This is a genomic window from Serratia sp. T13T92, from assembly GCF_047530105.1.
Lineage (GTDB): Bacteria > Pseudomonadota > Gammaproteobacteria > Enterobacterales > Enterobacteriaceae > Chania > Chania fonticola.
Genome location: NZ_JBLJAK010000045.1, coordinates 1 through 25,910 on the forward strand (window position 1 = coordinate 1; position 25,910 = coordinate 25,910).

Below are 25,910 nucleotides of genomic sequence, written 5' to 3' on the forward strand. Positions count from 1 at the left end.
AGCCAGATTTGGGGGTGACTTTTCATTTTGGGACTACATTAGGGACTATGAAATGATGAGTGAAGTAATTGATTTTATTTATAACAATGAGTTACGTGATAAATTCAAATACGGCGACGGTATCTGAGTAATTCCTCAGTCGTAATATCCCCAAACTCCATGTAAACCGCTGTGTGATGGCAATATCACAGGGCAGTTTATAGCTTATACCCTAATGGTTTTCTCTCTCCGTGGAGCTGCGCCTTGAACCGCCTGACCGAAAAGCAGCTCCAGACTCTCTTGCTGCAAAAAAAACTCGCCAAGCAAACAGTCCCCGAAGTTTCATTAACTACGGCGCTGGCCGCTGCTTTCAAGACGATGATCCAGCAGGGCGAGTTCATCACCGGCCAACGTTTACCGGCCAGCCGTGCGTTGGCAGCCTCATTGCAGTTATCCCGAGGGACCATCGAGAACTGTTATACGGCGCTGGAAACCGAGGGATACGTCTGCAGAGAGGTGGGGCGGGGAAGCTTTGTCGCGCAAAGACAGCAACCTTTGCTGGGCCTGACTAGCGAGCACTCAGCTGCACCCTCTGGCGCCCAGGTCACATTGAGCCGGAGATCGTCACAGCATGCCAGGCCTGAACCAGGCAACCTGCCCCAGCAGCGGGCATTTAGCCCGGGCATGCCTGAAACCCGTAATTTCCCGATCCATACTTGGCTCAGGTTATATCAGCAAACCGTCAAAGAAGAGGGGCTGTCTATCTCGGCGGGCAGCAACTTGCAGGGTAATATTCACCTGCGGGAGGCGATTTGCGATTTCCTGCTGGCCGAGCGGGGCGTGAAGGCGCAGGCCGATCGAATTCTGATTGTGAGCAGTACGCAGCAGTCGCTGTCTTTATGTGCGCAGGTCCTGGCGGATGCTGACGATAGCGTCTTTATCGAAAATCCGGGGTATACCGGTGCGATTAAGGCCTTTCGGGCGGCCCAGCTAACGCCTATCCCGATTACCGTGGATGAGCAGGGGATCTGTACCGACGAAATCATTCGCTCTCAGGTTAACGGCAAATTTGTCTATGTCACCCCTTCCAACCAATATCCGACCGGGCGAGCACTTTCGCTGGCCAGGCGATTGGCATTAATTGAGGCGGCTAAAGCTCGGGATATGTGGATCATCGAAGATGACTACGACAGCGAGTTTCATTACCAAGGCATTGCAACGGCCTGTTTGCAGGGGTTAGACCCCCATCAGCGCACCATTTATATGGGCACCTTCAGTAAAACCCTGTTCCCGGATCTGCATGTGGCTTATATGGTGCTGCCAGCATCGCTGGTAAAACCCATGACCGCCGCACGAGCGAATACGGACAGCCAGGTTTCGGGGATCGCTCAGCGCACGCTGGCAAAATTCATTATGCAGGGACATTACCGCGAACATGTCCTGATGATGAAGAAAATATATTCATCCCGTGCGGCGCTGTTTATTAACGAGATCAACAAGCACTGCGGCTTAAAGGTGAAGGTTATAGTGCCTAACTGTGGCTTGCAATTACTCTGCCTGGTGGAAAGTAAACAGCTTGAGCAAGCTGTTGCCCATCATGCTTCTGAGTATAATTTAACTCTGAGAAGCGTTTCCGAGTTTTGTACTGCAGATATTCCCTTATCTGGCTGGTTGCTGGGCTTCGCGGCTCTGGACCCTATTGAGATAGCCTATAACGTCGAACAGTTTTCCCAGTTGCTAACGCGCTGTTTAAACGAGATGGATAATTAGCCGCTGAAATGGTCCGGTGTCTATAGCGGATTGGTCCATTAACCCCGCCCTATGGCATCGCCTATACTTGCGCCACTTTGAACATGCAGGGGTAGGACTATGTTGATGACTAAAAATGGCGTTACCATCAGGGAAATAATCGCTTCAGATAGAGTGGGTTGGGAACATCTGTGGCAGCAGTATCTGCACTTTTATCGTGCCGATGTCAGTGCCGAAATCACCGAAAAAACCTTTATCCGCCTGTGCCAAAAACAGGATTTGGTCGGTCTGGTCGCCGTTAACGATCAGGGGCAGATCCTCGGCTTTATGCATTTGGTTTATCACGCCTCGACCTGGAGTGATAAAAACTATTGTTATATTGAGGATCTGTTCGTTGATAAAAGCGCGCGGGGACAAAACGTGGCAGAGAGCTTATTTAATGAAGCTTATCAACAGGCGGAAGTGAGAGAGTCAAGCCGCGTTTACTGGATGACCCAGGAGTTTAACTCCTCTGCCCGTTCGCTGTACGATAAAATCGGCCAAAGAACCTCGTTTATTATTTATAGTAAAAAATAGTACGGCGTTAAAAAATAAGGCGACGGGGTTTAACCGTCGCCTGTTGATTATTCTAGATAAAACACTTCACGCAGCGGTGAGCTGACCGGGCTATGATCAGGATTGCTCGGCATCACATCGCCCATATGCTGCCACCAGCGCTGGCAGACGGCGGTGTTGGCCACTGCATCCCAACGTTCTTCAGATTCAATCTCCACATAGCCAAACAGCAGGTTGCGTGCTTCGTCCAGGAAGATGGAATAGTGGTGTGCACCGTGCTCCTTCAGCACCTGTTCCAGCTCTGGCCAGATCGGGTTGTGGCGCTGCTGGTATTCGGCGTGCGCATCCGGGTTTACCTGCATCACAAAAGCTTTACGGATCATGGGTTTTCCTTAAGGGTCACAGCGCGGCTAAATACAGCGCACGAACCTGTTCGCGATCTGCCGTGCGTGGGTTGCAAGGGGCACATGGGTCAGCCAGCGCTTTATCCAACCAGCCTTCGATATCGGCTTCCTTGATACCCAGGGCCGAGAAGCCTGCCGGAATACCCACGCGCAACGAAAGCGCGCGAATGGCGGTAATTGCCTGATGGCTAGCCTGTTCTTCGTTCATGCCTTGCGTGTCCGCCCCCATTGCCTGCGCAATACGGGCAAAGCGAGCCACGGCATTCGGGCGGTTAAACTCTTCGATTACCGGCAGCAGGATGGCATTGCAGACGCCGTGCGGCAGATTATGGGTCGCACCCGGCTGGTGAGCCAATGCGTGCACCAGGCCAAGCCCGGCGCTGTTGAACGCCATCCCCGCCAGATATTGCCCATAGGCCATCATTTCCCGCGCTTGCAGGTTTTTGCCGTCATCTACAGCGGCAGGTAGCCAGGTGCTAATCAGGCGGATGGCTTCCAGCGCCGAGTGATCGGTCAGCGGGTGGGCGCCTACGGAAACATAGGCTTCCACCGCGTGGGTCAGTGCGTCCATACCGGTGGCGGCAGTCACGCTGGCGGGAATATCCAACATCACCTGCGGGTCGTCCACGGCGATGTCAGGGATGATGTTGGTGTCGATGATCACTTCTTTGACGTGGCGCAGGCTGTCGATGATCACCGCGTTGCTGGTCATCTCGGCTGCGGTGCCCGCAGTGGTATTGATGGCCACCAAGGCGACGCCTGGATGTTTGACTTTGCCAACGCCGGAATAGGCGGTAGAGGGGCCAGGGTTGCCGGTCAGGATTTTAATCGCCTTGGCGGTATCGATTGGGCTGCCGCCACCGAAGGCAATCAGATAGTCGCACTGCTGCTGTTTGAACGTTTGCCAGCCCTGTTGCACCAGTTCTTCAGTAGGGTTGGGAAACACCTCATTGAACATGGCATAAGGCAGCGCATGCTGCTGCATGGCGTTAAATAGGCCTTCCAGCAGGCCGAGCTCAACCAGTTGACCGTCTGTGACGATCAGCGCCTTACCCCATTGCTTCTGTGCCAGCAGCTTGACCATATCTTCAATGGCGCCGCAGCCGTGCAAACTGATTTTCGGTAATGCCAGCATGAAACTCATGATATTGCTCCTGAAATGAGAAACCGTTGTGATGCGCCCGCCGTAGCGGACGCAGGGCACCGATGTCTCAATCCTTGAGCGCAGCGGCCAGTGGCGTTACGCCGAAACGCTTGGCCAGCGCCGTCAGTTGGCTACCGGAAATGGTTTGCTTCTTGCCCCCCATCGACAGCACTTTCACCATGATCTCGGCCGATTTTTCTGCGGTGTCGATCAGGCCGAAAGCGTCGTCCAACGTTGGGCCTGAGCCGAAAATGCCGTGGAATGGCCACAGCACCAGGCTGTGTTCCTGCATCTGTTCGGCGGTCTGGGTGCCGATGCCGTCAGTACCTGGCACCATCCAGGGCACGATGCCGATGCCGTCTGGGAACACCACCAGGCACTCGGTGCTGCCTTCCCACAGCAGGCGGGTGAAGCTGGCGTTGTCCAGTTCCTGCACAAAGCTCAGAGCGATCAGGTTGGTGGCATGGCAGTGCATGATGACGCGATCACGGCCAGAGGTGACGTTCATACGCACGATGTGTGACTGGAAGTGAGCCGCCAGTTCCGAGGTAGGAAAACCTCCCTGCGAAAGCCCCCAGTGGATGTGGTAGGCGGTGCCGTTGTGGTTCAGTTGCAACAGCACCAGATTTTCTTGCGGTGCCAACTGCACGTTGCGGAAGAACTTGCCTGAACCGGTGACCAGGAACCAGCAGTTGGCCAGCTCGGTTGCCGGTTGCGTCAGCTCTACGCAGCGCGGCTCGGCCACGAAGTCGCTACGGAAAGGCTCAACATCTTCCGCCAAAAGCCGCAGGCTGACGTTGCCGCCGTTGCGCTCATCCCAGCCTTTGAGCCACATGTCGCTGGTGGCTTTGATCATGCCCTGGACGAACCAGGAAGAAACTATCTGTTGCATTGCGCTACCCTTAACGTTGGCTGAGGATCTGTTGTTCGTAGTTGCGTACGTTGTTGAGCCAGCTGGCATCGGCCGGGACATCGTTACGCTGGCAGTAGGTTTCCCACACGGCTTGCCATGGCAGGCATTTCTGTTCTTCCAGCAGGGCCAGGCGGGCAGTGTAATCGCCGCTCTCTTCGATCTTGCGCAGCATCTCGGTCGGCTCCAGCAGCGCACGCAGCAGGGCTTTCTTCATGTTGCGGGTACCGATCACCCAGGCGGCGATGCGGTTGATGGAGGCGTCGAAGAAGTCCAGGCCGATGTGTACGCGGTTGAACAGGTTGTTGCGCACGATCTCACCGGCAATCGCCTGCGTTTCGTCATCCAGCAGCACCACGTGGTCGCTGTCCCAGCGCACTGGGCGGCTAACGTGCAGCAGCAGGCGTGGTACATACAGCATGGCGCTGGAGATCTTGTCGGAGATCACTTCGGTTGGATGGAAGTGGCCCGCATCCAGACAGAGTGCGGTCTGGCGGCTGGTGGCATAGCCGAGATAAAACTCATTGGAACCCACGGTGTAGCTCTCTGCGCCAATCCCGAACAGCTTGCTTTCCACCGCGTCGATATGGTGTGCCGGGTCGAGTTTTTCGCTAATCACTTCGTCCAGCGCGCTTAATAGACGCTGGCGCGGTGCCAGGCGATCGATCGGCGTATCTTTCATACCGTCCGGGATCCAGATGTTCATCACCGAAGGCGTACCGAGCTGTTCGCCAAAATAGGCCGACACGCGGCGGCTGGCCTGGCAATGTTCAATCCAGAACTGACGGATTTCCGGGTTGGCATGTGACAGCGTAAAACCGTCGGCGCTCAGCGGGTGCGAGAAGCATGACGGGTTGAAATCCAGCCCCAACTGGTGCTGTTTGGCCCACTCCACCCAGTTTTTAAAATGGCGTGGTTCAATTTTGTTACGGGCGACTGGCGTATCAGACTCCAGATAGATCGCGTGCAGGTTCAGGCGTTTTGGGCCAGGGATCAGCGCCAGAGCCTGTTCCAGATCGGCCCGCAGCTCTTTGGCGTTGCGTGCTTTGCCCGGGTAGTTGCCGGTGGCCTGAATGCCGCCGGTCAGGGAGCCTTCCGGATTTTCGAACCCGGCCACGTCATCTCCTTGCCAGCAGTGCATCGACACTGGCAGGGTTTCCATTGCGCTAATCGCGGCTTCAACGTCCACGCCAACGGCAGCAAAGCGCTGTTTTGCCAGTTCCCAAGCTTGATCGATCGAGCTTTTCATATGCAAAGTTCCTTAGGTAATTGACTCAACGACTGAAATTGCGACCAGTGGGCGGCAAAGTCTGGATTGTCGCGAGGGGTAAAGTGTTGTAGTGGGAAGTTCTGTGCCACGATGCGGCGGAATTGCCCAATGTCGCTGACGGCGTCCAAGGCCATCAACTGGCAGCCGACGTTGCCCAGGGTTGAGGCTTCGATTGGCCCGGCGCTGATGGCCAGCCCGCAGGCATCGGCACACAGCTGATTAAGAAAATGGTTCTGGCTGCCGCCGCCGACGATATGCAGGTGGCTGAGCGGGCGGCCGTGCATCGTCGCCAACTCCTGTGCGACCTGGCGGTAGAGCATGGCGAGGCTGTCGAAAATACAACGCACCAATTCGGCTGCGGTTTCCGGCACCGGCATCCCGCGTTCGCGGCAGCTGTCCTGAATGGTTTGGCACATGTTGGCCGGGTTGATAAAGCGATCGTCATTGGGGTTAACCAATGAACGGCAGGCTGGCTGTTGGGCCGCTTGAGCGATCAGGGCAGGCAGATCGCTGATGTTCAATTCCTGAGTGGCGCGTTGCAGCAGCCACAGGCCCATGATGTTTTTCAGCACCCGATAGCCCGTTGCGCCGCCCTCATTGGTGATATTGGCCGCCAATGATGCCGGGTGAACCACCGGGATTGGGCTTTCGATGCCCATCAGCGACCAGGTGCCGGAGCTGAGATAGGCGGCATTGGCATCTTGCAATGGCGTAGCAAGTACCGCGCTGGCGGTGTCGTGCGTTGCCACGGCAATCACCGGGATCTGCTGGCCGCTGGGGCTGGTCCAATAGCCCACACGGTTGCCTGGAGGTGTCGGTTTGCCAAACCAGCTGGCGGGTACCCCGGCCCAGGCCAACAGTTCCTCATCCCATTGATCGCTTTCAATATTCAGCAGCTGGGTGGTGCTGGCATTGGTGTATTCCCAGTTCAGCTCCCCCGTCAGGCGAAAGTGCAGGTAATCCGGGATCAGCAGCAGGTGAGCCACTCGATCTACCAGTTCTGGCTGCTGTTCGCGCAGGGCACGCAGCTGGTACAGCGTATTGAAAGGCAGGAATTGAATGCCGGTGCGTTGATAGATATTGCTGCGGCCCAAATCCTGCTGGGCTGTTGCCATCAGCCCCTGGGTGCGGGCATCACGGTAGGAAACGGCCTGGCCGACCCGCTCACCTTGGGCATCCAACAGCACAAAATCCACGCCCCAGGTATCGATGCCGATGCTATCAAGGCGAATGCCTTCTGCATCAAGCTGCGCCAGCGCCTGACGGATGTTGCCTTCCAGCGCATCCAGATCCCAGCAGTCTTGCCCTGCCCGGTGCTGCAAACGGTTGGTGAAGCGGCTGACTTCACGCAGCTTGAGTTGTTGCTGCTCTGGTTGATAGCTCGCCAGCATCACACGTCCACTGGAGGCTCCAAGGTCGATGGCGACAGTATTGCGAATAGTCATGAGAGAAAGCCCGTGATTGCTTGATGCGAGCAGTGTAGGAAGTTGCCGCTGCCCGGGCCTTCTCGCCACTGCCAACGCCAGAGGGGGATTGGCAAAATGGCAAAGGTAAAGGTGAAGTAGCTCACAGTTTACGACTCGGGCCGGTTTTCGCCCGGTTGTGACCTTGTACGCATTTCTCAACATTGCTACGGCTTTCTTAAAAAACGCGCAGCTTTAGCGCGCTTTTCGGTCAAAACCTTAAGGTTTGTTGCAGGGCGCTTCTCTTACTATCGATTACCGACGTTGCGCGGTAATCCCGCCGCGCCAAAGCTCCGGGGGGCAAGATGAACCTATTGCACAGTAGTGATTTTTTCCCTTCCTGCAGCGCGCCCGTGGTGATCGAACCCCGCGAGCCGCAGCAGGCTTTTCCAGAACATCATCATGATTTTTACGAAATTGTGATTGTCGAACAGGGGGCGGGGGTGCATGTGTTTAATGGCAACCCCTATACCCTTAACAGCGGTTGCGTCTGTTTTGTGCGCGATCACGATCGCCACCTGTTTGAACAGACCGACGGCCTGATCCTGACCAATATTCTGTTCCGGGCGCCGGACGCTTTCCGCTTTGTTTCAGGCGTGGAGCAGTTCCTGCCGCGCGAGGCCGATGGTGTCTACCCGGCCCATTGGCGCATCAGCCAGCAGGTGTTGCAACAGGTCAAGGGGTTGATTGCGCAGCTCGCGGCGGCACCTGCAGGTGAGCGGCCAGAAGAGATTGCGCTGCATGAAAGCGTATTTATGCAGCTGTTGGTGCAGCTGTGGCAGGGTTGTCTGGCCCGGCAGGGGGACGATCAGGAGGGGCGTTTGCATCAGCTGTTGGACTGGCTCCAGGGCCACTATGCTGAATCGATCGAATGGTCCGAGCTGGCCGATCGCTTTGCCATCCCGCTGCGGACGCTGCACCGGCAACTGAAACAGCACACCAATATGACGCCACAGCGCTATCTGACCCACCTGCGTTTGCTACAGGCGCGCCATATGCTGTGCCACAGCGATAGCAGCATCACCGATATCGCTTTTCGCTGTGGTTTCGGCGACAGCAACCATTTTTCGACCCTGTTCAAGCGTGAGTTTACCTGCCCACCCCGTGCGCTACGTGGCATGCGCTAGCGACGTGAAAATCACGACTGCGTCAATTTTCCTCGCCGTGGGTTCGGCAATAATGCCCAGTCGTGCCAAATAGGAAGGGTGTGAGATGAGGGAGACATTACTGTTAGAGAGCCGCGATTACCTGCCCTCTGTACAGATGCCGGTGGCCGTGGCGGAGCGCTATCCCCAGATGGGATTTGCCACGCATACTCACCAGTTTTGCGAGATTGTGATCGTTTGGCGTGGCAATGGCCTACACGTGCTGAACGATCGCCCTTACCGGATCACCTGCGGGGATATTTTTTATATCCGTGCCAGCGATTGCCACAGCTACGAGTCGGTACACGATCTGGTGCTGGATAACGTCATCTATTGCCCGGAGCGTCTGCGATTGAATGCCCAGTGGGAAAGCCTACTACCGCCGTTTGATACCTCCAGTGAGCGTTACTGGCGGCTCTCTACTCAAGGCATGACGCAGGCCCGGCCGATTATCGCTCAGCTTTCGCAGGAGAGCCGTAAAACCGATTCGCTCTCTATCCAGTTGACCGAAGCCTTACTGCTACAGTTGGCGATCGTGCTCAAACGCTATCGCTATGCGGTGGATTGCGTGCACATGTTGCCGGACGGGGAACAGTTGGACTTGTTGATGGCGGCGTTGCAAAGCGGCATCGACGGCGACTTTGATCTGCCGGCATTTTGCCAGCAGCATCAGTTGACTGAGCGGGCGCTGAAGCTGCTGTTCCGCCAGCAAACCGGCATGACCATCAACCACTATTTGCGCCAGATCCGTTTATGCCAGGCCAAGCGTCTGCTACGCCGCAGCGAATACCGCATCAGCGATATTGCCGCCCGATGCGGGTTTGAAGACAGTAACTACTTTTCCGTGGTGTTCACGCGCGAGGCCGGAATGACCCCGCGCGAGTATCGCCAACGGTTTATTGCCTAGGGGCTAGGCGATCCGGTTTGTGCGAATATGCAGTACCTGAGCGAGCTTTTCCAGCCGATCGCCCTGGTGGCCAATACCGATAGCGCAGTGGTGGGCAGGGCCAGCCAATGACCACTCACGGGTAAAGGTTCTGGCATCCAGGCTGAAACGGTAGCGACTGTTGGTATTGCCGATATCCAACGTTTCCCCCGCCACCGAGAGCCCCTCGGCATACTGCAACACGACGTCGCCGTTACGCTCCTCAACCACCGATAAGAAGGTGACCGGGCCGTTCTTCACCGACATCTGAATCGAAACGCCACATCCCGGCTTGCCGTGATACACCGGCAGCGGCACCAGGCGTACATCGCCTTCTGCCATCAGCGGATGCGCAGGCCCATCGTGGCCCCATAGCACGGCGTCATCCTCGAATTCGATGCCGTAAGGCTCAGAGAAGGATCCACCTGCTCCCAGCAGGGCGAAGATTTTCATGGCGATCGCATTTTTGACTTCGTACTCACCAGCGATCGGGATGCCTTTTTGGGTCAGCAGAGTATTACCTGCAATCACCGACGTAACGATATTCTCGTAATCATTGCCGTTGTGCCCTTCGTAGTAATAGGCCATTGCGCCCAGCCCATGCCGTTCTACCAGCCGATCCAGCGCGCAGGCGGTATGCGCAGCGCGTTGCAATTCGGCCTCTGAACAGAGCTCGTCGACCACAAATGTGTTGTGCATTTCATCCCGCTTAAGCTGGATTTGCGCTGTGGTGCTTTGTTGGCGCAGAGCGTTCAGCTCGCACATTTCCAGCGGTTTGAAACGCATACCGAGCTGGGCGGAAAGGTTGGTCAGATTGCTGTAGACGTCGATCATCCCGTCGTAATAGTGGCCGAGCAGGCCGATCTGCGTGGTGCTTAACGCATTACGCAGCGTGAAAGCGGTCAGCCAGTTGTCCAACTCCTGCCAGACCTGTGGATCGCCCTGTAACGCCCCCACCAGCAGTTGGTACTCGATCCCGGCGCGATTAAATACGTTGGCCAATTCGGGAGCACTACACGCCTGGCAGTGGGCAAGCCATTCGCCGGTGCGATCGCCACGATCTGCCATGGCGCGTATTTTCTGGTAGGGCAAACCGGCCTCGGGTTGCAAGGCTAATACCAACACCGGTTTACCCAAGGCTTGCACCAGCGGCAATACGGTGGCACTAAGCGCGTAGGTGCTGATGTAAAGCACCACCACGTCTACCGGCTGGTGGCGAGCCTCTGCCAGCAACGCATCGGCGGCAGCGACCGAATCCACCAGCCCGCCACGCTGAACCCGATGGCCGTTGGAAAGGCGTTCGGCGATCTGTTCGAGGTAGCCTTCAAGCCGGGGCTTAAGGCCGCTAAACTGCGGCCAGTAAGTGTCAAGCCCGATACCAAACAGCAAAATATTCAACGAACTGTTCATTTTTCGCTCCTCAAGACGCCATGCCCAAGCCCACAATGTTGGCAGCCAGGATGATCACCAGGCAACCGAGGCACAGCACTGCCACCGGCTTTCTGGTCCCGCATTTCCACTCTTTCAGCAGTAGCCCGACGATGCCGCCGCACAGCACGTAGAAGCTCATGTGCAGCATCCAGCTCATGTAGTCGTACTGTGCCGGGATTTTGGCGTGGCCCCAGGCGTAGAAGAAGAATTGCAGATACCACATCAATCCAGCCAGCATGGAGAACAATACGTTGGCGACCAGCAGCTTTTTCGGCAGTGAGAAATCAGCTTTCACCGAGATATTTTTCAGGGTGGCCAGGCGGATCAGGCAGTAGCCCAGGTTGATCAGCGCGCCGCCGCCCATAATCACCACATAGCTTGGCAGAGCAACATACAACGGATCGATGCCCAGTGCTCCGGCGGCTTCATGCATCGGTTTGGCCGCGTCCATGGCGAAGGACATACCGGCGGAGAAAATGCCGCACATCACCGCCAGCGCCAGCCCCTTCTTGAGGCTGAATTCCTCGGCGCGTATGCCCATGGCCCGCTCTTTCAGCAAGCCCGCATAGCTGACGATCACTACGCCGACCAACGCCACAAATACCCCAACCAGCGACAGGCGACCACCGGCGGTGCCGAACAGAAGTTCGAAGCGGCCCTGTAACAGTGGCGTCATCAATGTGCCTATGATCAACGTGATGCCGATGGCGATACCAATCCCCATCGACATCCCGAGATAGCGCATGGTCAGGCCATAGTTGATATTACCGATCCCCCACATGGCGCCGAACAGGAACACCGGCAGCAGGGTGGCAGCGCTGAATGAGCCGTAATACTGCCAAAAATCCGGCAGCAGCATATAGCTGATGGCCCATGGCAGGATCAGCCAGGAAACGAAACCGCCGATCGACCACATGGTTTCCCAAGACCAGTTTTTGACCTGTTTGAATGGCGCGTAGAAGCAGGCCGCACTGGCCGCCCCGACCAGGTGCCAGAGTATCCCTAGCAGAATGGCGTTGTTCATCTTGTTATCCTTGTTGTTGTTGGCGTGGTGACGTAGAGCGCAGAGACCACGGATGAACAGGGAGTCTAAAGAGACAGCAGGGAAGGAACCTTCGGTTGGCTGCCGGTTGCCGGGAGAGCATGGCAAAATTCAGCGGGTGCGGGTGTTGACGATCACAAATTTGGCAGGGCGGCGATGGGGCGATGTCTGGCTGGCAGGCGATCGCCCAATAGGGGTTACTCTTTAAGCAGTGCGCCCGCATAACCCAGTTGGCGCCAGGCTTCGTAAACCACCACCGAGACGGCGTTGGACAAGTTCATGCTGCGGCTTTGGGCCTGCATGGGAATACGGATCTTCTGCTGTGCGGGCAAGGCATCCAGAATGCTGGCGGGCAGGCCACGGGTTTCCGGGCCAAACAGCAGATAGTCGCCAGCCTGATAGCTGACAGCGCTGTGTGCTGGTGTGCCTTTGGTGGTAAGGGCAAACAGCCGCTGTGGATTTTCGCTGGCGAGGAAGGCGGCATAGTCGGCATGGCGCTTGATGCAGGCAAATTCATGATAATCCAACCCGGCACGGCGCAGGCGTTTGTCGTCCCACGGGAAACCCATAGGTTCGATCAGATGCAGTTGGAAACCGGTGTTGGCACACAGGCGAATGATGTTGCCGGTGTTCGGCGGAATTTCAGGTTCAAATAAAACGATATTCAGCATGTAAAAAGCCCCTCATGACGAGGGGCGCAGAATAGCAAAATCTTTGGGTGCTGGCGATTAACGCTGATGCAGCGGCAACCATAACACCAGACGCAGGCCACCCAACGGGCTGTCTTCCGCTTTCACCCAGCCGCGATGCTGATTGACGGCGGATTCGACGATGGCCAAGCCCAACCCGGTACCGCCGGATTGGCGATCGCGTGCTTCATCGGTGCGATAGAACGGCCGGAAAATCTGCTCACGATCTTCCGGGCTGACGCCTGGGCCATCATCATCCACCACGATGGTGATCCCCTGATTATCGGCACTGAATGCCACCGCGATGCGCGTATCGGAATAACGCAGGGCATTACGTACAATATTCTCCAGCGCACTGTCCAGGGCACCTGCGTTGCCGTAAATCGTCCATGGGCCAGGAGGCGAGGTGACCTCCAGCTGTTTGCCCATCTGTTCGGCTTCGAAACTGGCGTTGTCCAGCACGTCGGCCCACAGTTCGTTGGCCTTCAGCAGTTCGCGCACCAGTTCGCTTTTCTGTTGGCCACGGGATAGCAACAGCAGATCGTTAATCATCGAATCCAACCGTTGGGCTTCGGTTTCGATACGCGCCAGTTCATGGCCTTCACCGTGGCGGCGGCGCATCAGGGCGGTTGCCAGCTGCAGACGCGTTAATGGGGTACGCAATTCGTGGGAGATATCGGAGATCAGCCGTTGCTGGGCCGTCATCATCCTTTCGAGCGCGCTGATCATCTGGTTGAAGCTGGCCCCGGTGGCAAGGAATTCCTGCGGCCCGGCTTCCAGCTCAGGGTGTTGCTTAAGGTTGCCACGTGCTACATCATCGGCGGCGTTTTTCAACTTACGCGCCGGTTTGGCCAGGCTCCAGGCCAGCCACAGTAACAGCGGGGCGCTGATTAACATGGTGACGATCAGCAGCAGCAGCGGCCGGTCGAACATCAGGTTGATAAAATCGGACTGCGAACTGTTGGCTGGGCGGATCAGGTACAGCTGATAGTTGTCTTCACCATCGCGCACCGAGAACGGGCCAACCAGCTCGACGCGGCCATATTTTTTCTTTTGCGGTTGGTCGGAGTTGTCCGACTGGCCGATAAAGTTGCGCACGATCTGCATTTCGTTGCGCTGCGCGCCGATCACTCGCCCTTCGCTGGTCACCAACAACAGGCGTTGGCCCGGCGGTGCCCATTTTTCGATGGCGCGGAACAGGCGGCGCCACCACATCAGGTCGTTGGCCGGATCGTTTTGCAGTTCGGCTTCGACATGCTGTTCTAGCATCAACCCCTGCCGCTGTTCGCTTTCCAGCAGCGTGGTCATTTGGCGGGAGTCGAGTTTGGGCACCATCAACACCAACATCAGCACCAGGGCCAATGTGAACCAGAAAATGGCGAAGATGCGTGCCGTCAAGCTGTTGATCATGCTGCAGATACCATCAGATAGCCCCGTCCGCGCAGGGTTTTGAACCAAGGATGCCCATCTTTGCGGTCCGGCAGTTTGCGCCGCAGGTTGGAGATATGCATATCAATGGCGCGATCGAACGGCGTCAGGCGTTTGCCCAGCACTTCCTGGCTGAGGAGTTCACGGGAAACTACCTGGCCGAGATGCTGTGCCAGCAGATAGAGCAGGGTAAATTCGGTGCCCGTCAGATCCAGCACTTGCCCGTCGAAGCTGGCTTCCTGGCGGCCGGGATTCAGCTGCAAGCCGTCAACGTCTAGCGTAGGTGCGCTGGTATCCACATTCTGCTGCTGTTCGCTCCAGTTGGAACGGCGCAGAATGGCCCGGATGCGGGCAACCAGTTCGCGATCGTTAAAGGGTTTTGCCAGGTAGTCGTCTGCGCCCAGTTCCAGGCCAAGTACCCGGTCCAATTCGCTGCCGCGAGCGGTTAGCATGATCACCGGCGTCTGGTGGTGCTGACGCAATTCTTTCAGCGTATCGATACCGTTTTTCTTCGGCATCATGATATCGAGCAACAGCAGATCGATGGAGCTGTCCAGTAACGACAACGCCTGTTCACCGTCGTGAGCCACGACGATGTTAAAGCCTTCCATTTCAAGCAGTTCTTTCAGTAGCGAGGTGAGCTCGCGGTCGTCGTCAACTAACAGAATTTTGTGCATATGTGATTTACCTCCTGACGCAAAATACGTCATCAACTGTTGCTATTCCATGACTTTACGTAGTTTTACATGCCCTGACGCATGTTTGCAGGTGCAGCGATACACTGCTCCTCGTTGATTCGCAAAGTGAGAAAGCTCGAGGAGTAAAAATGGTTAAGGTGACCGCAGTAGTTATGGCATCAATTTTGGCAATAGGTTCTACCGCTGCCTTTGCTGCTGATACTACACCGGAAACTGTCCAACCTCCTGCTAATGATGCACTGTTGAGAGCGCTTGGCCAGAATCACATGTTCGACGGCGTTCGCTTGACCGAACAGCAACGCCAGCAAATGCGCGATTTGATGCGCCAGGCCCGTTACGATTTGCCTGGTGTTAATGTAGACGAAGTGGAAACCATGCATAAGCTGGTCACCGCAGATAAATTTGATGAAGCCGCCGTGCAGGCCCAGGCGGAAAAAATGGCTCAGGAACAGGTTAAGCGCCAGGTCGAAATGGCCCGGGTACGCAACCAAATGTATAACCTGCTGACGCCAGAGCAAAAAAGTGTTTTAGACCAGAAGCATCAGCAGCGTGTGCAGCTGATGAAGCAACAGATTTCTGGTTTGCAGCAAACTTCTGCCCAGAAGTTGAGTATGACTGAGTAATCCCCTGTTTTTCCTTGCCATAGACACCATCCCTGTCTTCCCCCTCATGATGAGGGGGTTTTTTTTCATTTCGATAAAATAAATTCAATTAAAAACAATGAATTAATTTTTTCTAAAAGGTTTCGGATTTTTAAAAACCATTGAGTGTGGACACTATGTGGACGCGCCTTCAAACCTGGATAACTTATGGATACTTATCTAGGGACAGCGACATTACTGCACATTTTGCCAGATTTTTTTGCTTAACTGACAAGCATCCCGTAATGATGGCGGGACTTTTTTTACCCCGCATTCCGTTATACTGAAGCCCATAAACTTTGGTTGGGGTTTTTTATGGAACAGCAATACGCGCGGCTGGTGCAGTCCGCTGCTTTAGCCGCCACCGGAATGGCTTCCGTTCTACTGTTGATCAAGATCGTTGCCTGGTATCTCACCGGTTCAGTCAGCCTGTTGGCGGCTTTGGTGGATTCGTTGGTGGATATTGCCGCATCGTTAACCAACCTGCTGGTGGTGCGCTACTCGTTGCAGCCGGCTGATGAAGAGCATACGTTCGGTCACGGCAAGGCCGAGTCGCTGGCGGCCCTGGCGCAAAGCATGTTTATCTCCGGTTCTGCCCTGTTCCTGTTCTTGACCGGCTTCCAGCATCTGTATTCCCCGCAACCCCTGAATTCGCCGGGTATTGGGATAGCTGTGACTATCATTGCGTTGATTAGCACTCTCATCCTGGTGACCTATCAGCGCTGGGTAGTCAGAAAAACGCGCAGCCAGGCGGTACGGGCCGATATGCTGCATTATCAGTCAGATGTGATGATGAATGGTGCTATTTTGATAGCACTTGGGCTAAGCTGGTACGGATTTCACCGTGCGGACGCGCTGTTTGCCCTGGGCATTGGGGTTTATATTCTCTATAGCGCATTGCGTATGGGGTACGAGGCGGTGCAGTCCCTGCTGGATCGCGCCTTGCCGGATGAAGAGCGTCAGGCAATTATCGATGTGGTATCGTCTTGGCCGGGTGTGAAAGGTGCGCACGATCTGCGTACGCGGCAGTCTGGGCCAACGCGGTTTATCCAGTTGCATCTGGAAATGGAAGACACCCTGCCGTTGATGCAGGCGCATATTCTGGCAGAACAGGTGGAGCAGGCATTGTTGCATCGTTTCCCTGGGGCCGACGTGATTATTCATCAGGATCCTTGTTCTGTTGTTCCTCAGGGCCGACAGGGGCATTGGGAACTATAATCAACAGACATAGGTCAATGTTGGGTGGATTGAGAAATCACGGTGTTAGCACGCCGTGCCATGTGAAGTTTTTTCCTTGATGTTGCGTGACCTGAATCAATTCAGCTGGGTGTTTTTGTTATAATATCCAGCAATAAAAGCCGTAAAGCTGGTTTTGCGCCGTTGGAGAGATACCCGGTGAGTCGGCGAATACAGAATTCTTAAGAAATTGCATCTACAGTTCAGAGGTAGTCATGATCAAGAAAATCGGTGTACTGACAAGTGGCGGTGACGCCCCAGGTATGAACGCTGCCATTCGTGGCGTTGTGCGTGCCGCGCTCACAGAAGGTCTGGAAGTATTTGGTATTTACGATGGCTACCTTGGTTTGTACGAAGATCGCATGGAGCAATTAGACCGCTATAGCGTATCTGATATGATCAATCGTGGCGGCACCTTCCTGGGTTCTGCGCGTTTTCCAGAGTTCAGGGATGACAGCGTGCGCGCCAAGGCGATTGAAAACCTGAAAAACCGCGGCATTGATGCGCTGGTGGTCATCGGCGGTGACGGCTCCTACATGGGGGCGAAACGCCTGACTGAAGAGGGTTTCCCATGCATCGGTTTGCCTGGCACCATCGATAACGACGTTGCAGGCACCGACTACACCATCGGTTACTTCACCGCGTTGGAAACCGTGGTGGAAGCAATTGACCGCCTGCGCGACACCTCTTCATCACACCAACGCATCTCTATCGTGGAAGTGATGGGGCGTTACTGTGGCGACCTGACCCTGGCGGCGGCCATTGCCGGTGGTTGTGAATTTATCGTCCTGCCGGAAATCGAATTCAGCCGTGACGATCTGGTTGACGAAATCAAAGCCGGTATCGCCAAAGGTAAAAAGCACGCCATCGTGGCGATCACCGAGCATATCTGTGATATCGACGAACTGGCACGCCATATCGAGCAGGAAACCAAGCGTGAAACCCGTGCTACCGTATTGGGCCACATCCAGCGTGGTGGTTCACCGGTTGCCTACGACCGTATTCTGGCTTCCCGCATGGGCGCGTACTCCATCGACCTGCTGCTGCAAGGTTACGGTGGCCGCTGCGTAGGGATCCAGAACGAGAAGATGGTGCACCACGACATCGTTGACGCGATCGAAAACATGAAGCGTCCGTTCAAAGGTGACTGGTTGGAAACGGCGAAAAAGCTGTACTAATCCGCCCCTGATGCTGCTAAGCGGGCGCGGTATATACGGCGCCCCTTCGGGCGAACATGTTCGCCTCTACAAGTTCAGCCGCATTGGCACTTGGTCATCAATCTCGAGCCTCCGTTTTGGAGGCTTTTTTTTATCAGTAGCCGCTATATTCCAGAATGGTCTAGTACAACATTTTTTATTCTTTAATTGTGAGGGAAGTTTCTGGCAGGCTTTGATGCTAAATCAACCGCTTGAGGTTGCGTCATTTTCTGGGGGAACGGCAATGCAAAAATGGGGTGTGGGTCTGACTTTACTGCTGTTGGCATCGGGTGCTATGGCGAAAGATATTCAACTGCTGAACGTCTCATACGATCCTACGCGTGAGTTCTACCAGGAATATAACACGGCGTTTGGTAAGTATTGGCAGCAGCAGACTGGCGATAAGGTTACCGTGCGTCAGTCACACGGCGGTTCCGGCAAGCAGGCGACCTCGGTGATTAACGGCATCGAAGCGGATGTGGTCACGCTGGCGCTGGCATACGACGTGGACGCGATTGCCGAACGTGGTCGTATTGATAAAGCGTGGATCAAGCGCCTGCCAGACAACTCAGCACCTTATACCTCGACCATCGTTTTCCTGGTGCGTAAGGGCAACCCAAAACAGATCCATGATTGGGCTGACCTGGTGAAGCCCGGCGTGTCGGTTATTACACCGAACCCGAAAACCTCTGGCGGTGCTCGTTGGAACTATCTCGCCGCATGGGGCTATGCTCTGCACAAGAACGGTGGCGATCAAGCCAAGGCTCAGGAGTTCGTCAAAGAGCTGTACCGCAATGTGGAAGTGTTGGATTCCGGCGCACGTGGCGCAACCAATACCTTCGTTGAGCGCGGCATCGGTGATGTGCTGATCGCTTGGGAAAACGAAGCCTTGCTGGCAGAGAAAGAGCTGGGTAAAGACAAATTTGAAATCATTACTCCGAGCGAATCCATTCTGGCCGAACCGACGGTATCGGTGGTGGACAAGGTCGTTGATAAACGCGGCACCCGTGATGTGGCCACGGCTTATCTGAAGTATCTGTATTCCCCGGAAGGTCAGACCATTGCGGCCAACAACTACTACCGTCCGCGTGATGCAGCCGTTGCAGCCAAATTCGCCGAGCAGTTCCCAAAACTGAAGCTGTTCACCGTGGATGATACTTTTGGCGGCTGGACTGAAGCGCAGAAGGTGCACTTTGCCACCGGCGGGATCTTTGACGAAATCAGCAAGCGCTGATCGCTAATCCACAGCAATAAAAACTGGTTCGCCTGGACCAAAGCCCTGACTGTAAGGTTAGGGCTTTGAACATTATTCATTGCCGATTTCCCTTATTCGTTCAATAACCGGATTAACATCGTTGCTTACGTACTCCATAGTGCTTAGGTAAATAATATTTTCTTTATCAAATCCATTCCGATAGAACTGAAAGCGTAAGCCGGGTGCGCAAACCAGTAATTGAGCTTTTTGCTCTATAAGTTTCTCGATGTTTGACTCAGTGTCATCCTGCTCAACAAGCCAGTTGAGATCCTCTTTGTCTAGCCGTTCTTGTAGGGCGGTAATGTATTTGTCTTCCTGGTAAAACCCGAATAAACCTCCACCGGCACCTTGTAACGGTGAGCGACCCAAGGTAGGGCTAGATCTATAAATAAAGTAAATTTTTTTACGTGCCATTATTATCCCCATGAATTATAGATAGTTACTGCGCACCACCTTGAATGATATTGAGATTTATTATCAATATTAACGTGGAAATGCATCTAAAAATCATGGTGTCAGGCCATAAATGTGATCTACAACCACCCTTAATGAATTCCTTTGCGTGTTTTAGGGGATTGTTGCTGACAATTAAAGAGATCAAAAAAACCGGCTGGCGCCGGTTTCATACTATTGGACCCCGGAAAACCGGGGTTTTGTTATTTCAGGCCGGATAAAATCAGGCTTTTTTCGCTTGGGCAGCGGCTTTGACGATCACGGCGAAAGCGTCAGCTTTCAGTGATGCGCCGCCAACCAGCGCGCCGTCGATGTCTGGCTGAGCAAACAGCTCTGCGGCGTTCTTATCGTTCACGGAACCGCCGTACTGGATGATCACTTCGGCTGCTACCGCAGCATCTTGCTTGGCGATATGGTCACGGATAAATTTGTGCACTGCCTGAGCTTGCGCTGGGGTGGCAGATTTACCGGTACCGATAGCCCACACTGGCTCATAAGCGATGACGGTGCCTTTGAACGCTTCAGCGCCCTGGGTTTTCAGCACGGCGTCGATCTGGCGCGCACAAACTTCTTCGGTTTTACCCGCTTCGTTTTCTGCTTCGGTTTCACCGATGCACAGCACTGGGATCAGGCCAGCGGCTTTCAGCACGGCAAATTTCTCGGCGATCGCTGCGTCGGTTTCTTTGTGATAGGTACGGCGCTCTGAGTGGCCGATGATGATGTATTCAGCACCTACGTCTTTGAGCATGGTGGCAGAAACTTCACCGGTGAAGGCGCCAGACAGGTTGATGTCGACGTTCTGTGCGCCCAGAGCGATGCGGCTGCCACCCAGCTCGTGCTTGGCCAGATCCAGATACATGACTGGAGGTGCGATGGCAACGCCACAACCGTCAACGCTGCTCAGTTCTTTACGCAAGGCGGCGATCAGTTCGTTAACCATGTGAACGCTGCCGTTAAGCTTCCAGTTACCCATTACTAATGGATGACGCATGTGTTTTCCTCCAAAAAGGGGACGCGAGAGTCTAAATGACAACTGCCGGACTGGCAGTTTACCTGCCCAACAGTATAGAGATGAATCAGTGCAAAGGCTTTGCTTTTTGTCATTAATTGCTGGGGTATCAGGGTTCAGATAGCGTTAGCTTAATCGGTTCAACGGCGAAGGTTACCCCCTTATCGCCGTTATCTGCCACCACATAGCGTATTGCCCCGACCTGTTGCTGGTAGAAGTAGGAGCCTTTGCCTTTTTCCAGCAGGTTGTTCACCTTGATAATGCTTTCTTCCACGGTGAGTGCCGGTTCAAACTGACGGCTCAGGGCCGCCATGTAGTTCACCGCGATGGCTTTGGCTGCTTTTTCTTCGCCATCCTGCAACAGCAAATGGGTAAGTTGCATGGTTTTAATCTTACCGGTGCCCTTTTCCAACGCGGTAGAGGCGTACAGGTTTTCGTTAATCTTACTGGCCGCGCGGGTCAGCAAAGGAGAGTCATCCTCTCTGGAGGGGACGACGCGAAACTCACCAATCGGCAGCGTTGGGTTGTCGCGGTTGTATTTTTCGCGAAATTGCACCACCGTCAGATCGAAGGTGGGCGCGCCAGCCAGTAAATAGGGCGCGTTCGCCGGAGCTTCGGTAGGCGTATCCGGTGGATCGGCCCAAGCACTGCCGATAGGGAAACACAGGCAGGCTATAACGATGATTTTTTTCAGCATGGTATACGGCATCGGTAACAAAGATGACTCCGATTAAAACGATAACCCGGGTGAATTGTCAAAAATTCCTCGTGCTTGTCGTTTGCTGACGCAAGGCGGTGCGATGGTCTGCGTTTTGCCGGGGCTAGCTCAACCCGGTATGGCCTATGTTACACTGCGGCGCAGAATATGGGCAGGCCAAGAGTGCATGAATCGATGAGCTTACAGCAATGGTGTTTTTCCTTTAAGGGCCGCATCGGGCGGCGCGACTTCTGGATCTGGATGGCAGTCTGGGTGGTGCTGATGGCAGTGGCTTTCACGCTGGCCAACTACGATGTGGTGGCGATCCAGACCATCGCCTTTTGCATTGTGGCGCTGTTGTGGCCAACGGCGGCGGTGCTGGTCAAGCGCCTGCACGATCGTAATAAAAAGGGTTGGTGGGCGTTGCTTTTGATCCTGGCGTGGATATTGGCGGCAGGTAATTGGCAGATGTTGGCGCCGGTCTGGCAATGGGGCGTGGGGCGTTTTATTCCAACGCTGATTGTGGTGATGATGGCGATCGATCTGGGCGCTTTTCTTGGCACTCCTGGGGATAACCGATTCGGGCCAGAGGCCGAACCGGTAAAATTCCGCTGAACTACCAGTAATGCTCGCTGGTGATATGGCCCGGCTTACGGCGCAGATGTTTGCGCATCTGGTACTTCTCTTTCAGCGTTTGCTGGGTATCTCGCACCATCTGCGGGTTGCCGCACAGCATCACATGGCTGGTTTCGGCATCCAGGGTCAAACCAACTGCCGCTTCCAGTCGGCCGTCTTCCAGCAGAGCAGGAACGCGCCCGGTCAATGAGCCAGCCACCTCTTCGCGGCTGACCACGGTTTGAATGCGTAGTTTGCCGTTAAAACGCTGTTGCAGCTGCTGCATCAGTGGCAGGTAGCTGAGATCGCGAGCAAATCGTGCAGCGTGCACCAGCACCAGGTTGTTGAAGCGCTCCAGATCTTTGCCTTCTTGCAGGATCGACAGATAAGGGCCGATGGCGGTGCCGGTCGCCAACATCCATAGGGTGTCGCAGTCTGGCACTTCTTCGAGCACAAAGAATCCGGCGGCTTCTTTGGTGACCATCACCTCCGCTCCGGGCTGCAACTGATGGAGGCTTGGGCTGAGTTTTCCTTCTGGCACTGTGACCAGATAAAACTCCAGGTTGGGATCGCTGGGGGCATTAACATAAGAATAGGCGCGCTGAACGCGCTCGCCGCCTATTTCTAGTGACAGCTTGGCAAACTGCCCGGCGGTGAAACTGTCGATCGGGGCATTGACGGTGATGCTGAACAAGCCATCGGTCCAATGTTGTACCCCTGTCACTTTGCCATTAACCCATTCAGCCATACTTTTAACGCTCCCGTGGTCGGATCAAATAAGCACAATGTCGTGAGCCGGAGATGGCATGCGCGGTACGTTCTATCCGGTAGCCTTTACCAAACAGGCGATGGAACAGCTGCAGTTCGGAGTTGCACAGGTTGCTGCAAGTATGGGCCGCCACGCCGATCGGACAGTGGTTTTCCACCAGCAACATGCCCTGCGGGCTTTCCAACAGTTCCGCCATATAGCCGTCACGCTGGCGTAGGTTAACCAGGCGGTTGAGCTTGCTGAGATGGTCTTCTTCCTCTGCCAGCTCATCGGCGTACCGGTGATAGAGTTTATCCTCGCGCGCCCGGATCAGCTTTTCTATGCCTTCGGCACCGAACAGCTCATGTGCAGACTCCAGCAGGATCGCCGAAAGCCGATCGTGTCCGTCGGCAAACTGGGCATGGCCCTGTTGGGTCAAAGACCAGTAACGCGTCGGGCGGCCTACTTTGGCGCGCGTTTCCTCGTAGCAAACCAGCTCACGTTGTTCAAGGGATTGCAGATGCTGGCGGATCCCCATCGGCGTGATTTCCAGCCGCTCTGCCAGCATTTTGGCAGAATGAGGACCCAAGGTTTTTAACTGCAATAAAATCAGCTCTGGTGTTTTCATAAAACCCAAATCCCTGTGGCGGTATCTTATTTCAAGTTGATGGAAATAATTATCGATTAAGTGTTAAAGCTAATCTGATGCAAGTTTATCATTTTTAACTCTTTCCCGTTATGACAACAGATACGTACAGTTTCATTTACGAGACTGGTAGCGATAGGTGCCAGTGTGACGGCGATCTATATTTGCCCGAAACTCGCTAAAAAAATCAGATTTGTTAGCTTATGCGACGCTGAGAAGCTGCTCTGTGGTTCCCCCTGGGATATTAGGCGGGGTTGAGTGTCGCAAGACTGAATAAGTTAATGAAGATAATGAGAAAAGTTGAGAACTTCCACCTGCTGGTGATGCTGATCCTGCTGGTTGCCGTCGGTCAGATGGCGCAAACCATTTATGTACCTATCATCGCCGATATTGCCCGCGATCTCTCGGTGCCCTCCGGCTCCGTGCAGCGCGTTATGGCGGCTTATCTGCTGACCTACGGCTTCTCGCAGCTGATCTACGGACCGCTTTCCGATCGCATTGGCCGCCGCCCGGTGATCCTGGCTGGCATGATGATTTTCCTGCTTGGTGCCTTGGGCGCTTTGCTGGCCAACAGCCTATCGATGTTGGTAGCCGCCAGCGCGGTTCAGGGTATGGGCACCGGCGTGGCGGGCGTGATGGCCAGAACCATGCCGCGCGATCTGTATGCAGGCACTTCCCTACGTTATGCCAATAGCCTGCTGAATATGGGCATTCTGGTCAGCCCGCTGTTGGCTCCGGTGATTGGCGGGGGATTGGCGATGATGTTTGGCTGGCGGGCTTGTTATGGCTTCCTGCTGGTGTTGTGCGCCGGTGTAGCGTTTGCCATGTTCCGCTGGTTGCCGGAAACCCGGCCGCAGCAAACGGAAAAACGCCGTATGCTTTCCAGCTTCCGCCAACTGCTGGCGGACGGCACCTTCAGCTGCTATCTGGTGATGTTGATCGGTGCTCTGGCCGGTATCGCCGTCTTTGAAGCCAGCTGTGGCGTGTTGATGGGCGGAGTGTTGGGCCTGAGCGGTTTGACCGTCAGTATCCTGTTTATCTTGCCGATCCCGGCGGCGTTCTTTGGTGCCTGGTATGCCGGGCGTGACGGCAAATCCTTCCACAGCCTGATGTGGCATTCGGTGATCAGTTGCCTGTTGGCCGGGCTGATGATGTGGATCCCTGGTTGGTTCGGGGTGATGAATATCTGGACGCTGATCGTGCCTGCGGCGTTGTTCTTCTTCGGTGCCGGGATGCTATTCCCCTTGGCGACCACCGGTGCGATGGAGCCGTTCCCTTATCTGGCCGGGGCGGCGGGTGCCCTGGTGGGCGGCATGCAGAATATGGGGTCTGGCCTGGCAACCTGGCTGTCAGCCATGCTGCCACAAACCGGGCAGTTCAGCCTTGGCTTGCTGATGTTTGCCATGGCGTTGTTGATTTTGCTGTGCTGGTGGCCGCTATCGAGCCGTATGCAGCATCAGGGACATACCGCCTGATAGAGACGGGGCGCGCTCTGCGCCCCTAGGCGTTAAAGCAGGAATTCGTGCAGCGCTGCGTCTTTGCGATCCAGATAGTGGGTCGAACGGATGCGGCGGATAGTGCGCGATTTGCCCCGAATTAACAGGGTTTCGGTGGTGGCCATATTGCCTTTGCGGCTTATGCCCTCCAGCAGATCGCCCTTGGTGATGCCGGTTGCGGCAAAGATCACGTTATCGTTGCGCGCCATTTCATCCAGCACCAACACCTTACCGGCTTCGATGCCCATTTCTTTACAGCGGGCCAGCTCCTGCTCGCCAATACGGCGATTATCTTCGTTATCCCCTTTGACCTGATGGCGAGCCAGCAGGCGGGCTTGCATATCGCCATCCAGCGCACGGATCACCGCAGCGGAGATCACGCCTTCCGGTGCGCCACCGATGCCGTACATCACATCCACTTCGCTTTCCGGCATACAGGTCAGGATCGACGCGGCGACATCACCGTCGGGAATAGCGAAAACCTTCACCCCGAGCTGCTGCATTTCTGCGATCACCGCATCGTGGCGCGGTTTAGCCAACGTGATCACCGTTAGCTCCGTCAGTGGCTTGCCTAGGCAGGCAGCGATGTTGTTCAGGTTGGTGGCTAGCGGCAAGTTGAGGTCGATCACTCCACGCGCCTGCGGGCCGACGACCAGTTTTTCCATGTACATATCAGGAGCGTGCAAGAAGGTGCCACGATCGCCTACCGCCAGGACCGCCAGCGCATTGGATTGCCCCATTGCGGTCATGCGTGTGCCTTCGATGGGATCGACGGCAATATCCACCGCATCGCCCAGCCCGGTACCGACGTTTTCGCCGATATACAGCATCGGGGCTTCATCAATCTCACCTTCACCGATCACGATCCGGCCATCAATATCCACCCTGTTGAGCATAATGCGCATGGCATTGACGGCAGCACCGTCGGCGGCGTTTTTGTCGCCGCGTCCCAACCATTTATAACCCGCAAGTGCGGCGGCTTCGGTAACGCGGGAAAATTCGATGGCTAATTCACGTTTCATGGCAAACCTGTCAGTGAGAAAAGGGAAGAAAATATCGGCAAAGTTTACCACAGGGGGGAGGTGG

At 55.2% G+C, this 25,910-nt stretch carries 26 protein-coding genes; 10 read left to right on the forward strand and 16 right to left on the reverse strand.

All coding sequences use genetic code 11. The features are described from left to right. Positions 1–243: 243 nt before the first annotated feature. Entirely contained in the window at positions 244–1,749 is a 1,506-nt protein-coding gene (locus tag ACMV5I_RS24825) for a PLP-dependent aminotransferase family protein (protein WP_414825508.1), read from the forward strand. A 99-nt stretch (positions 1,750–1,848) separates the two neighbouring features. Next, complete coding sequence (locus ACMV5I_RS24830) at positions 1,849–2,304, forward strand: GNAT family N-acetyltransferase (protein WP_121608318.1); 456 nt, start codon at positions 1,849–1,851, stop codon at positions 2,302–2,304. A 47-nt stretch (positions 2,305–2,351) separates the two neighbouring features. On the opposite strand, the gene rhaM is transcribed toward ACMV5I_RS24830, so the two are convergent. From rhaM to rhaB, 5 genes are all read right to left on the reverse strand, one after another. Then, on the reverse strand, positions 2,352–2,666 hold the full coding sequence (gene rhaM / locus ACMV5I_RS24835; RefSeq protein WP_024482895.1) for an L-rhamnose mutarotase: 315 nt from the start codon (positions 2,664–2,666) through the stop codon (positions 2,352–2,354). 16 nt (positions 2,667–2,682) lie between these two features. Next, positions 2,683–3,831: a lactaldehyde reductase gene (gene fucO, locus ACMV5I_RS24840; RefSeq protein WP_261457752.1), complete on the reverse strand. Its 1,149-nt coding sequence runs from the start codon at positions 3,829–3,831 to the stop codon at positions 2,683–2,685. 67 nt (positions 3,832–3,898) lie between these two features. Next, the gene (gene rhaD / locus ACMV5I_RS24845) at positions 3,899–4,723 is read right to left on the reverse strand and encodes a rhamnulose-1-phosphate aldolase (RefSeq protein WP_024482893.1); all 825 of its coding nucleotides are present in this window, start codon (positions 4,721–4,723) and stop codon (positions 3,899–3,901) included. Positions 4,724–4,733: 10 nt separating this feature from the next. Next, the gene (locus tag ACMV5I_RS24850; RefSeq protein ID WP_024482892.1) at positions 4,734–5,990 is read right to left on the reverse strand and encodes an L-rhamnose isomerase; all 1,257 of its coding nucleotides are present in this window, start codon (positions 5,988–5,990) and stop codon (positions 4,734–4,736) included. After that, positions 5,987–7,402, reverse strand: coding sequence for a rhamnulokinase (gene rhaB / locus ACMV5I_RS24855; protein ID WP_414825514.1), 1,416 nt, complete (start codon positions 7,400–7,402; stop codon positions 5,987–5,989). The genes ACMV5I_RS24850 and rhaB overlap by 4 nt, the downstream gene beginning before the upstream one ends. 377 nt (positions 7,403–7,779) lie before the next feature. Here rhaB and rhaS point away from each other — a divergent pair, with 377 nt between their 5' ends. Together rhaS and rhaR are read left to right on the forward strand one after the other, a co-directional pair. Next, on the forward strand, positions 7,780–8,601 hold the full coding sequence (rhaS, locus tag ACMV5I_RS24860) for an HTH-type transcriptional activator RhaS (RefSeq protein ID WP_024482890.1): 822 nt from the start codon (positions 7,780–7,782) through the stop codon (positions 8,599–8,601). A gap of 85 nt (positions 8,602–8,686) precedes the next feature. Continuing rightward, positions 8,687–9,526, forward strand: coding sequence for an HTH-type transcriptional activator RhaR (gene rhaR / locus ACMV5I_RS24865; protein WP_414825509.1), 840 nt, complete (start codon positions 8,687–8,689; stop codon positions 9,524–9,526). A 3-nt stretch (positions 9,527–9,529) separates the two neighbouring features. On the opposite strand, the gene ACMV5I_RS24870 is transcribed toward rhaR, so the two are convergent. From ACMV5I_RS24870 to cpxR, 5 genes are all read right to left on the reverse strand, one after another. Then, positions 9,530–10,954, reverse strand: a complete 1,425-nt coding sequence (locus ACMV5I_RS24870; RefSeq protein ID WP_414825510.1) for an arabinose isomerase — start codon at positions 10,952–10,954, stop codon at positions 9,530–9,532. A 10-nt stretch (positions 10,955–10,964) separates the two neighbouring features. Then, entirely contained in the window at positions 10,965–11,999 is a 1,035-nt protein-coding gene (gene rhaT / locus ACMV5I_RS24875) for an L-rhamnose/proton symporter RhaT (RefSeq protein WP_024527897.1), read from the reverse strand. A gap of 215 nt (positions 12,000–12,214) precedes the next feature. Further along, positions 12,215–12,688, reverse strand: coding sequence for a tRNA (uridine(34)/cytosine(34)/5-carboxymethylaminomethyluridine(34)-2'-O)-methyltransferase TrmL (trmL, locus tag ACMV5I_RS24880; RefSeq protein WP_021807233.1), 474 nt, complete (start codon positions 12,686–12,688; stop codon positions 12,215–12,217). A gap of 57 nt (positions 12,689–12,745) precedes the next feature. Beyond that, a complete protein-coding gene (gene cpxA, locus ACMV5I_RS24885; RefSeq protein WP_202728496.1) occupies positions 12,746–14,116 on the reverse strand; it encodes an envelope stress sensor histidine kinase CpxA in 1,371 nt (456 codons plus the stop codon). Then, positions 14,113–14,811, reverse strand: coding sequence for an envelope stress response regulator transcription factor CpxR (cpxR, locus tag ACMV5I_RS24890; RefSeq protein WP_021181873.1), 699 nt, complete (start codon positions 14,809–14,811; stop codon positions 14,113–14,115). The genes cpxA and cpxR overlap by 4 nt, the downstream gene beginning before the upstream one ends. 149 nt (positions 14,812–14,960) lie before the next feature. Between cpxR and cpxP the strand changes: the two genes are divergently transcribed. The 4 genes from cpxP to ACMV5I_RS24910 all read left to right on the forward strand — a co-directional run bounded on the left by cpxP (position 14,961) and on the right by ACMV5I_RS24910 (position 19,139). Further along, positions 14,961–15,455 (forward strand): cell-envelope stress modulator CpxP, encoded by a 495-nt coding sequence (gene cpxP, locus ACMV5I_RS24895; RefSeq protein ID WP_024482887.1) that lies wholly within the window; start codon positions 14,961–14,963, stop codon positions 15,453–15,455. A gap of 333 nt (positions 15,456–15,788) precedes the next feature. Next, positions 15,789–16,691, forward strand: coding sequence for a CDF family cation-efflux transporter FieF (gene fieF / locus ACMV5I_RS24900; RefSeq protein WP_065683792.1), 903 nt, complete (start codon positions 15,789–15,791; stop codon positions 16,689–16,691). 233 nt (positions 16,692–16,924) lie between these two features. Then, entirely contained in the window at positions 16,925–17,887 is a 963-nt protein-coding gene (gene pfkA, locus ACMV5I_RS24905; RefSeq protein ID WP_021181876.1) for a 6-phosphofructokinase, read from the forward strand. A 262-nt stretch (positions 17,888–18,149) separates the two neighbouring features. Continuing rightward, positions 18,150–19,139 carry a sulfate ABC transporter substrate-binding protein gene (locus ACMV5I_RS24910; RefSeq protein WP_414825511.1) on the forward strand — a complete coding sequence of 330 codons (990 nt, stop codon included), beginning with the start codon at positions 18,150–18,152 and terminating at the stop codon, positions 19,137–19,139. Positions 19,140–19,211: 72 nt separating this feature from the next. On the opposite strand, the gene ACMV5I_RS24915 is transcribed toward ACMV5I_RS24910, so the two are convergent. The 3 genes from ACMV5I_RS24915 to ACMV5I_RS24925 form a co-directional block, all read right to left on the reverse strand. Further along, positions 19,212–19,574 carry a hypothetical protein gene (locus ACMV5I_RS24915; RefSeq protein ID WP_414825512.1) on the reverse strand — a complete coding sequence of 121 codons (363 nt, stop codon included), beginning with the start codon at positions 19,572–19,574 and terminating at the stop codon, positions 19,212–19,214. 262 nt (positions 19,575–19,836) lie between these two features. After that, positions 19,837–20,604 carry a triose-phosphate isomerase gene (tpiA, locus tag ACMV5I_RS24920; RefSeq protein ID WP_024482884.1) on the reverse strand — a complete coding sequence of 256 codons (768 nt, stop codon included), beginning with the start codon at positions 20,602–20,604 and terminating at the stop codon, positions 19,837–19,839. Between the two features lie 127 nt (positions 20,605–20,731). Then, positions 20,732–21,319 carry a DUF1454 family protein gene (locus tag ACMV5I_RS24925; RefSeq protein WP_121609061.1) on the reverse strand — a complete coding sequence of 196 codons (588 nt, stop codon included), beginning with the start codon at positions 21,317–21,319 and terminating at the stop codon, positions 20,732–20,734. Positions 21,320–21,514: 195 nt separating this feature from the next. On the opposite strand from ACMV5I_RS24925, the gene ACMV5I_RS24930 reads away from it, so the two are divergent. Beyond that, entirely contained in the window at positions 21,515–21,934 is a 420-nt protein-coding gene (locus ACMV5I_RS24930) for a DUF805 domain-containing protein (protein WP_021181880.1), read from the forward strand. Between the two features lies 1 nt (position 21,935). Here the strand turns inward: ACMV5I_RS24930 and fpr are convergent, their stop codons facing one another. Both fpr and ACMV5I_RS24940 read right to left on the reverse strand, forming a co-directional pair. After that, on the reverse strand, positions 21,936–22,682 hold the full coding sequence (fpr, locus tag ACMV5I_RS24935) for a ferredoxin--NADP(+) reductase (RefSeq protein WP_121608327.1): 747 nt from the start codon (positions 22,680–22,682) through the stop codon (positions 21,936–21,938). A 4-nt stretch (positions 22,683–22,686) separates the two neighbouring features. Then, positions 22,687–23,310 (reverse strand): helix-turn-helix transcriptional regulator, encoded by a 624-nt coding sequence (locus tag ACMV5I_RS24940; protein ID WP_021807227.1) that lies wholly within the window; start codon positions 23,308–23,310, stop codon positions 22,687–22,689. A gap of 308 nt (positions 23,311–23,618) precedes the next feature. Here ACMV5I_RS24940 and emrD point away from each other — a divergent pair, with 308 nt between their 5' ends. Continuing rightward, complete coding sequence (gene emrD / locus ACMV5I_RS24945) at positions 23,619–24,803, forward strand: multidrug efflux MFS transporter EmrD (protein WP_021807226.1); 1,185 nt, start codon at positions 23,619–23,621, stop codon at positions 24,801–24,803. 32 nt (positions 24,804–24,835) lie between these two features. Here the strand turns inward: emrD and glpX are convergent, their stop codons facing one another. Then, positions 24,836–25,846, reverse strand: coding sequence for a class II fructose-bisphosphatase (glpX, locus tag ACMV5I_RS24950; protein ID WP_021181884.1), 1,011 nt, complete (start codon positions 25,844–25,846; stop codon positions 24,836–24,838). Between the last annotated feature and the right edge of the window lie 64 nt (positions 25,847–25,910).

Coding starts and splice junctions, on each gene's coding strand:
- ACMV5I_RS24830 (WP_121608318.1), top strand. CDS start 1,849: ATGTTGATGACTAAAAATGGCGTTACCATCAGGGAAATAATCGCTTCA.
- rhaM (WP_024482895.1), bottom strand. CDS start 2,666: ATGATCCGTAAAGCTTTTGTGATGCAGGTAAACCCGGATGCGCACGCC.
- fucO (WP_261457752.1), bottom strand. CDS start 3,831: ATGAGTTTCATGCTGGCATTACCGAAAATCAGTTTGCACGGCTGCGGC.
- rhaD (WP_024482893.1), bottom strand. CDS start 4,723: ATGCAACAGATAGTTTCTTCCTGGTTCGTCCAGGGCATGATCAAAGCC.
- ACMV5I_RS24850 (WP_024482892.1), bottom strand. CDS start 5,990: ATGAAAAGCTCGATCGATCAAGCTTGGGAACTGGCAAAACAGCGCTTT.
- rhaB (WP_414825514.1), bottom strand. CDS start 7,402: ATGCTGGCGAGCTATCAACCAGAGCAGCAACAACTCAAGCTGCGTGAA.
- rhaS (WP_024482890.1), top strand. CDS start 7,780: ATGAACCTATTGCACAGTAGTGATTTTTTCCCTTCCTGCAGCGCGCCC.
- rhaR (WP_414825509.1), top strand. CDS start 8,687: ATGAGGGAGACATTACTGTTAGAGAGCCGCGATTACCTGCCCTCTGTA.
- ACMV5I_RS24870 (WP_414825510.1), bottom strand. CDS start 10,954: ATGAACAGTTCGTTGAATATTTTGCTGTTTGGTATCGGGCTTGACACT.
- rhaT (WP_024527897.1), bottom strand. CDS start 11,999: ATGAACAACGCCATTCTGCTAGGGATACTCTGGCACCTGGTCGGGGCG.
- trmL (WP_021807233.1), bottom strand. CDS start 12,688: ATGCTGAATATCGTTTTATTTGAACCTGAAATTCCGCCGAACACCGGC.
- cpxA (WP_202728496.1), bottom strand. CDS start 14,116: ATGATCAACAGCTTGACGGCACGCATCTTCGCCATTTTCTGGTTCACA.
- cpxR (WP_021181873.1), bottom strand. CDS start 14,811: ATGCACAAAATTCTGTTAGTTGACGACGACCGCGAGCTCACCTCGCTA.
- cpxP (WP_024482887.1), top strand. CDS start 14,961: ATGGTTAAGGTGACCGCAGTAGTTATGGCATCAATTTTGGCAATAGGT.
- fieF (WP_065683792.1), top strand. CDS start 15,789: ATGGAACAGCAATACGCGCGGCTGGTGCAGTCCGCTGCTTTAGCCGCC.
- pfkA (WP_021181876.1), top strand. CDS start 16,925: ATGATCAAGAAAATCGGTGTACTGACAAGTGGCGGTGACGCCCCAGGT.
- ACMV5I_RS24910 (WP_414825511.1), top strand. CDS start 18,150: ATGCAAAAATGGGGTGTGGGTCTGACTTTACTGCTGTTGGCATCGGGT.
- ACMV5I_RS24915 (WP_414825512.1), bottom strand. CDS start 19,574: ATGGCACGTAAAAAAATTTACTTTATTTATAGATCTAGCCCTACCTTG.
- tpiA (WP_024482884.1), bottom strand. CDS start 20,604: ATGCGTCATCCATTAGTAATGGGTAACTGGAAGCTTAACGGCAGCGTT.
- ACMV5I_RS24925 (WP_121609061.1), bottom strand. CDS start 21,319: ATGCTGAAAAAAATCATCGTTATAGCCTGCCTGTGTTTCCCTATCGGC.
- ACMV5I_RS24930 (WP_021181880.1), top strand. CDS start 21,515: ATGAGCTTACAGCAATGGTGTTTTTCCTTTAAGGGCCGCATCGGGCGG.
- fpr (WP_121608327.1), bottom strand. CDS start 22,682: ATGGCTGAATGGGTTAATGGCAAAGTGACAGGGGTACAACATTGGACC.
- ACMV5I_RS24940 (WP_021807227.1), bottom strand. CDS start 23,310: ATGAAAACACCAGAGCTGATTTTATTGCAGTTAAAAACCTTGGGTCCT.
- emrD (WP_021807226.1), top strand. CDS start 23,619: ATGAGAAAAGTTGAGAACTTCCACCTGCTGGTGATGCTGATCCTGCTG.
- glpX (WP_021181884.1), bottom strand. CDS start 25,846: ATGAAACGTGAATTAGCCATCGAATTTTCCCGCGTTACCGAAGCCGCC.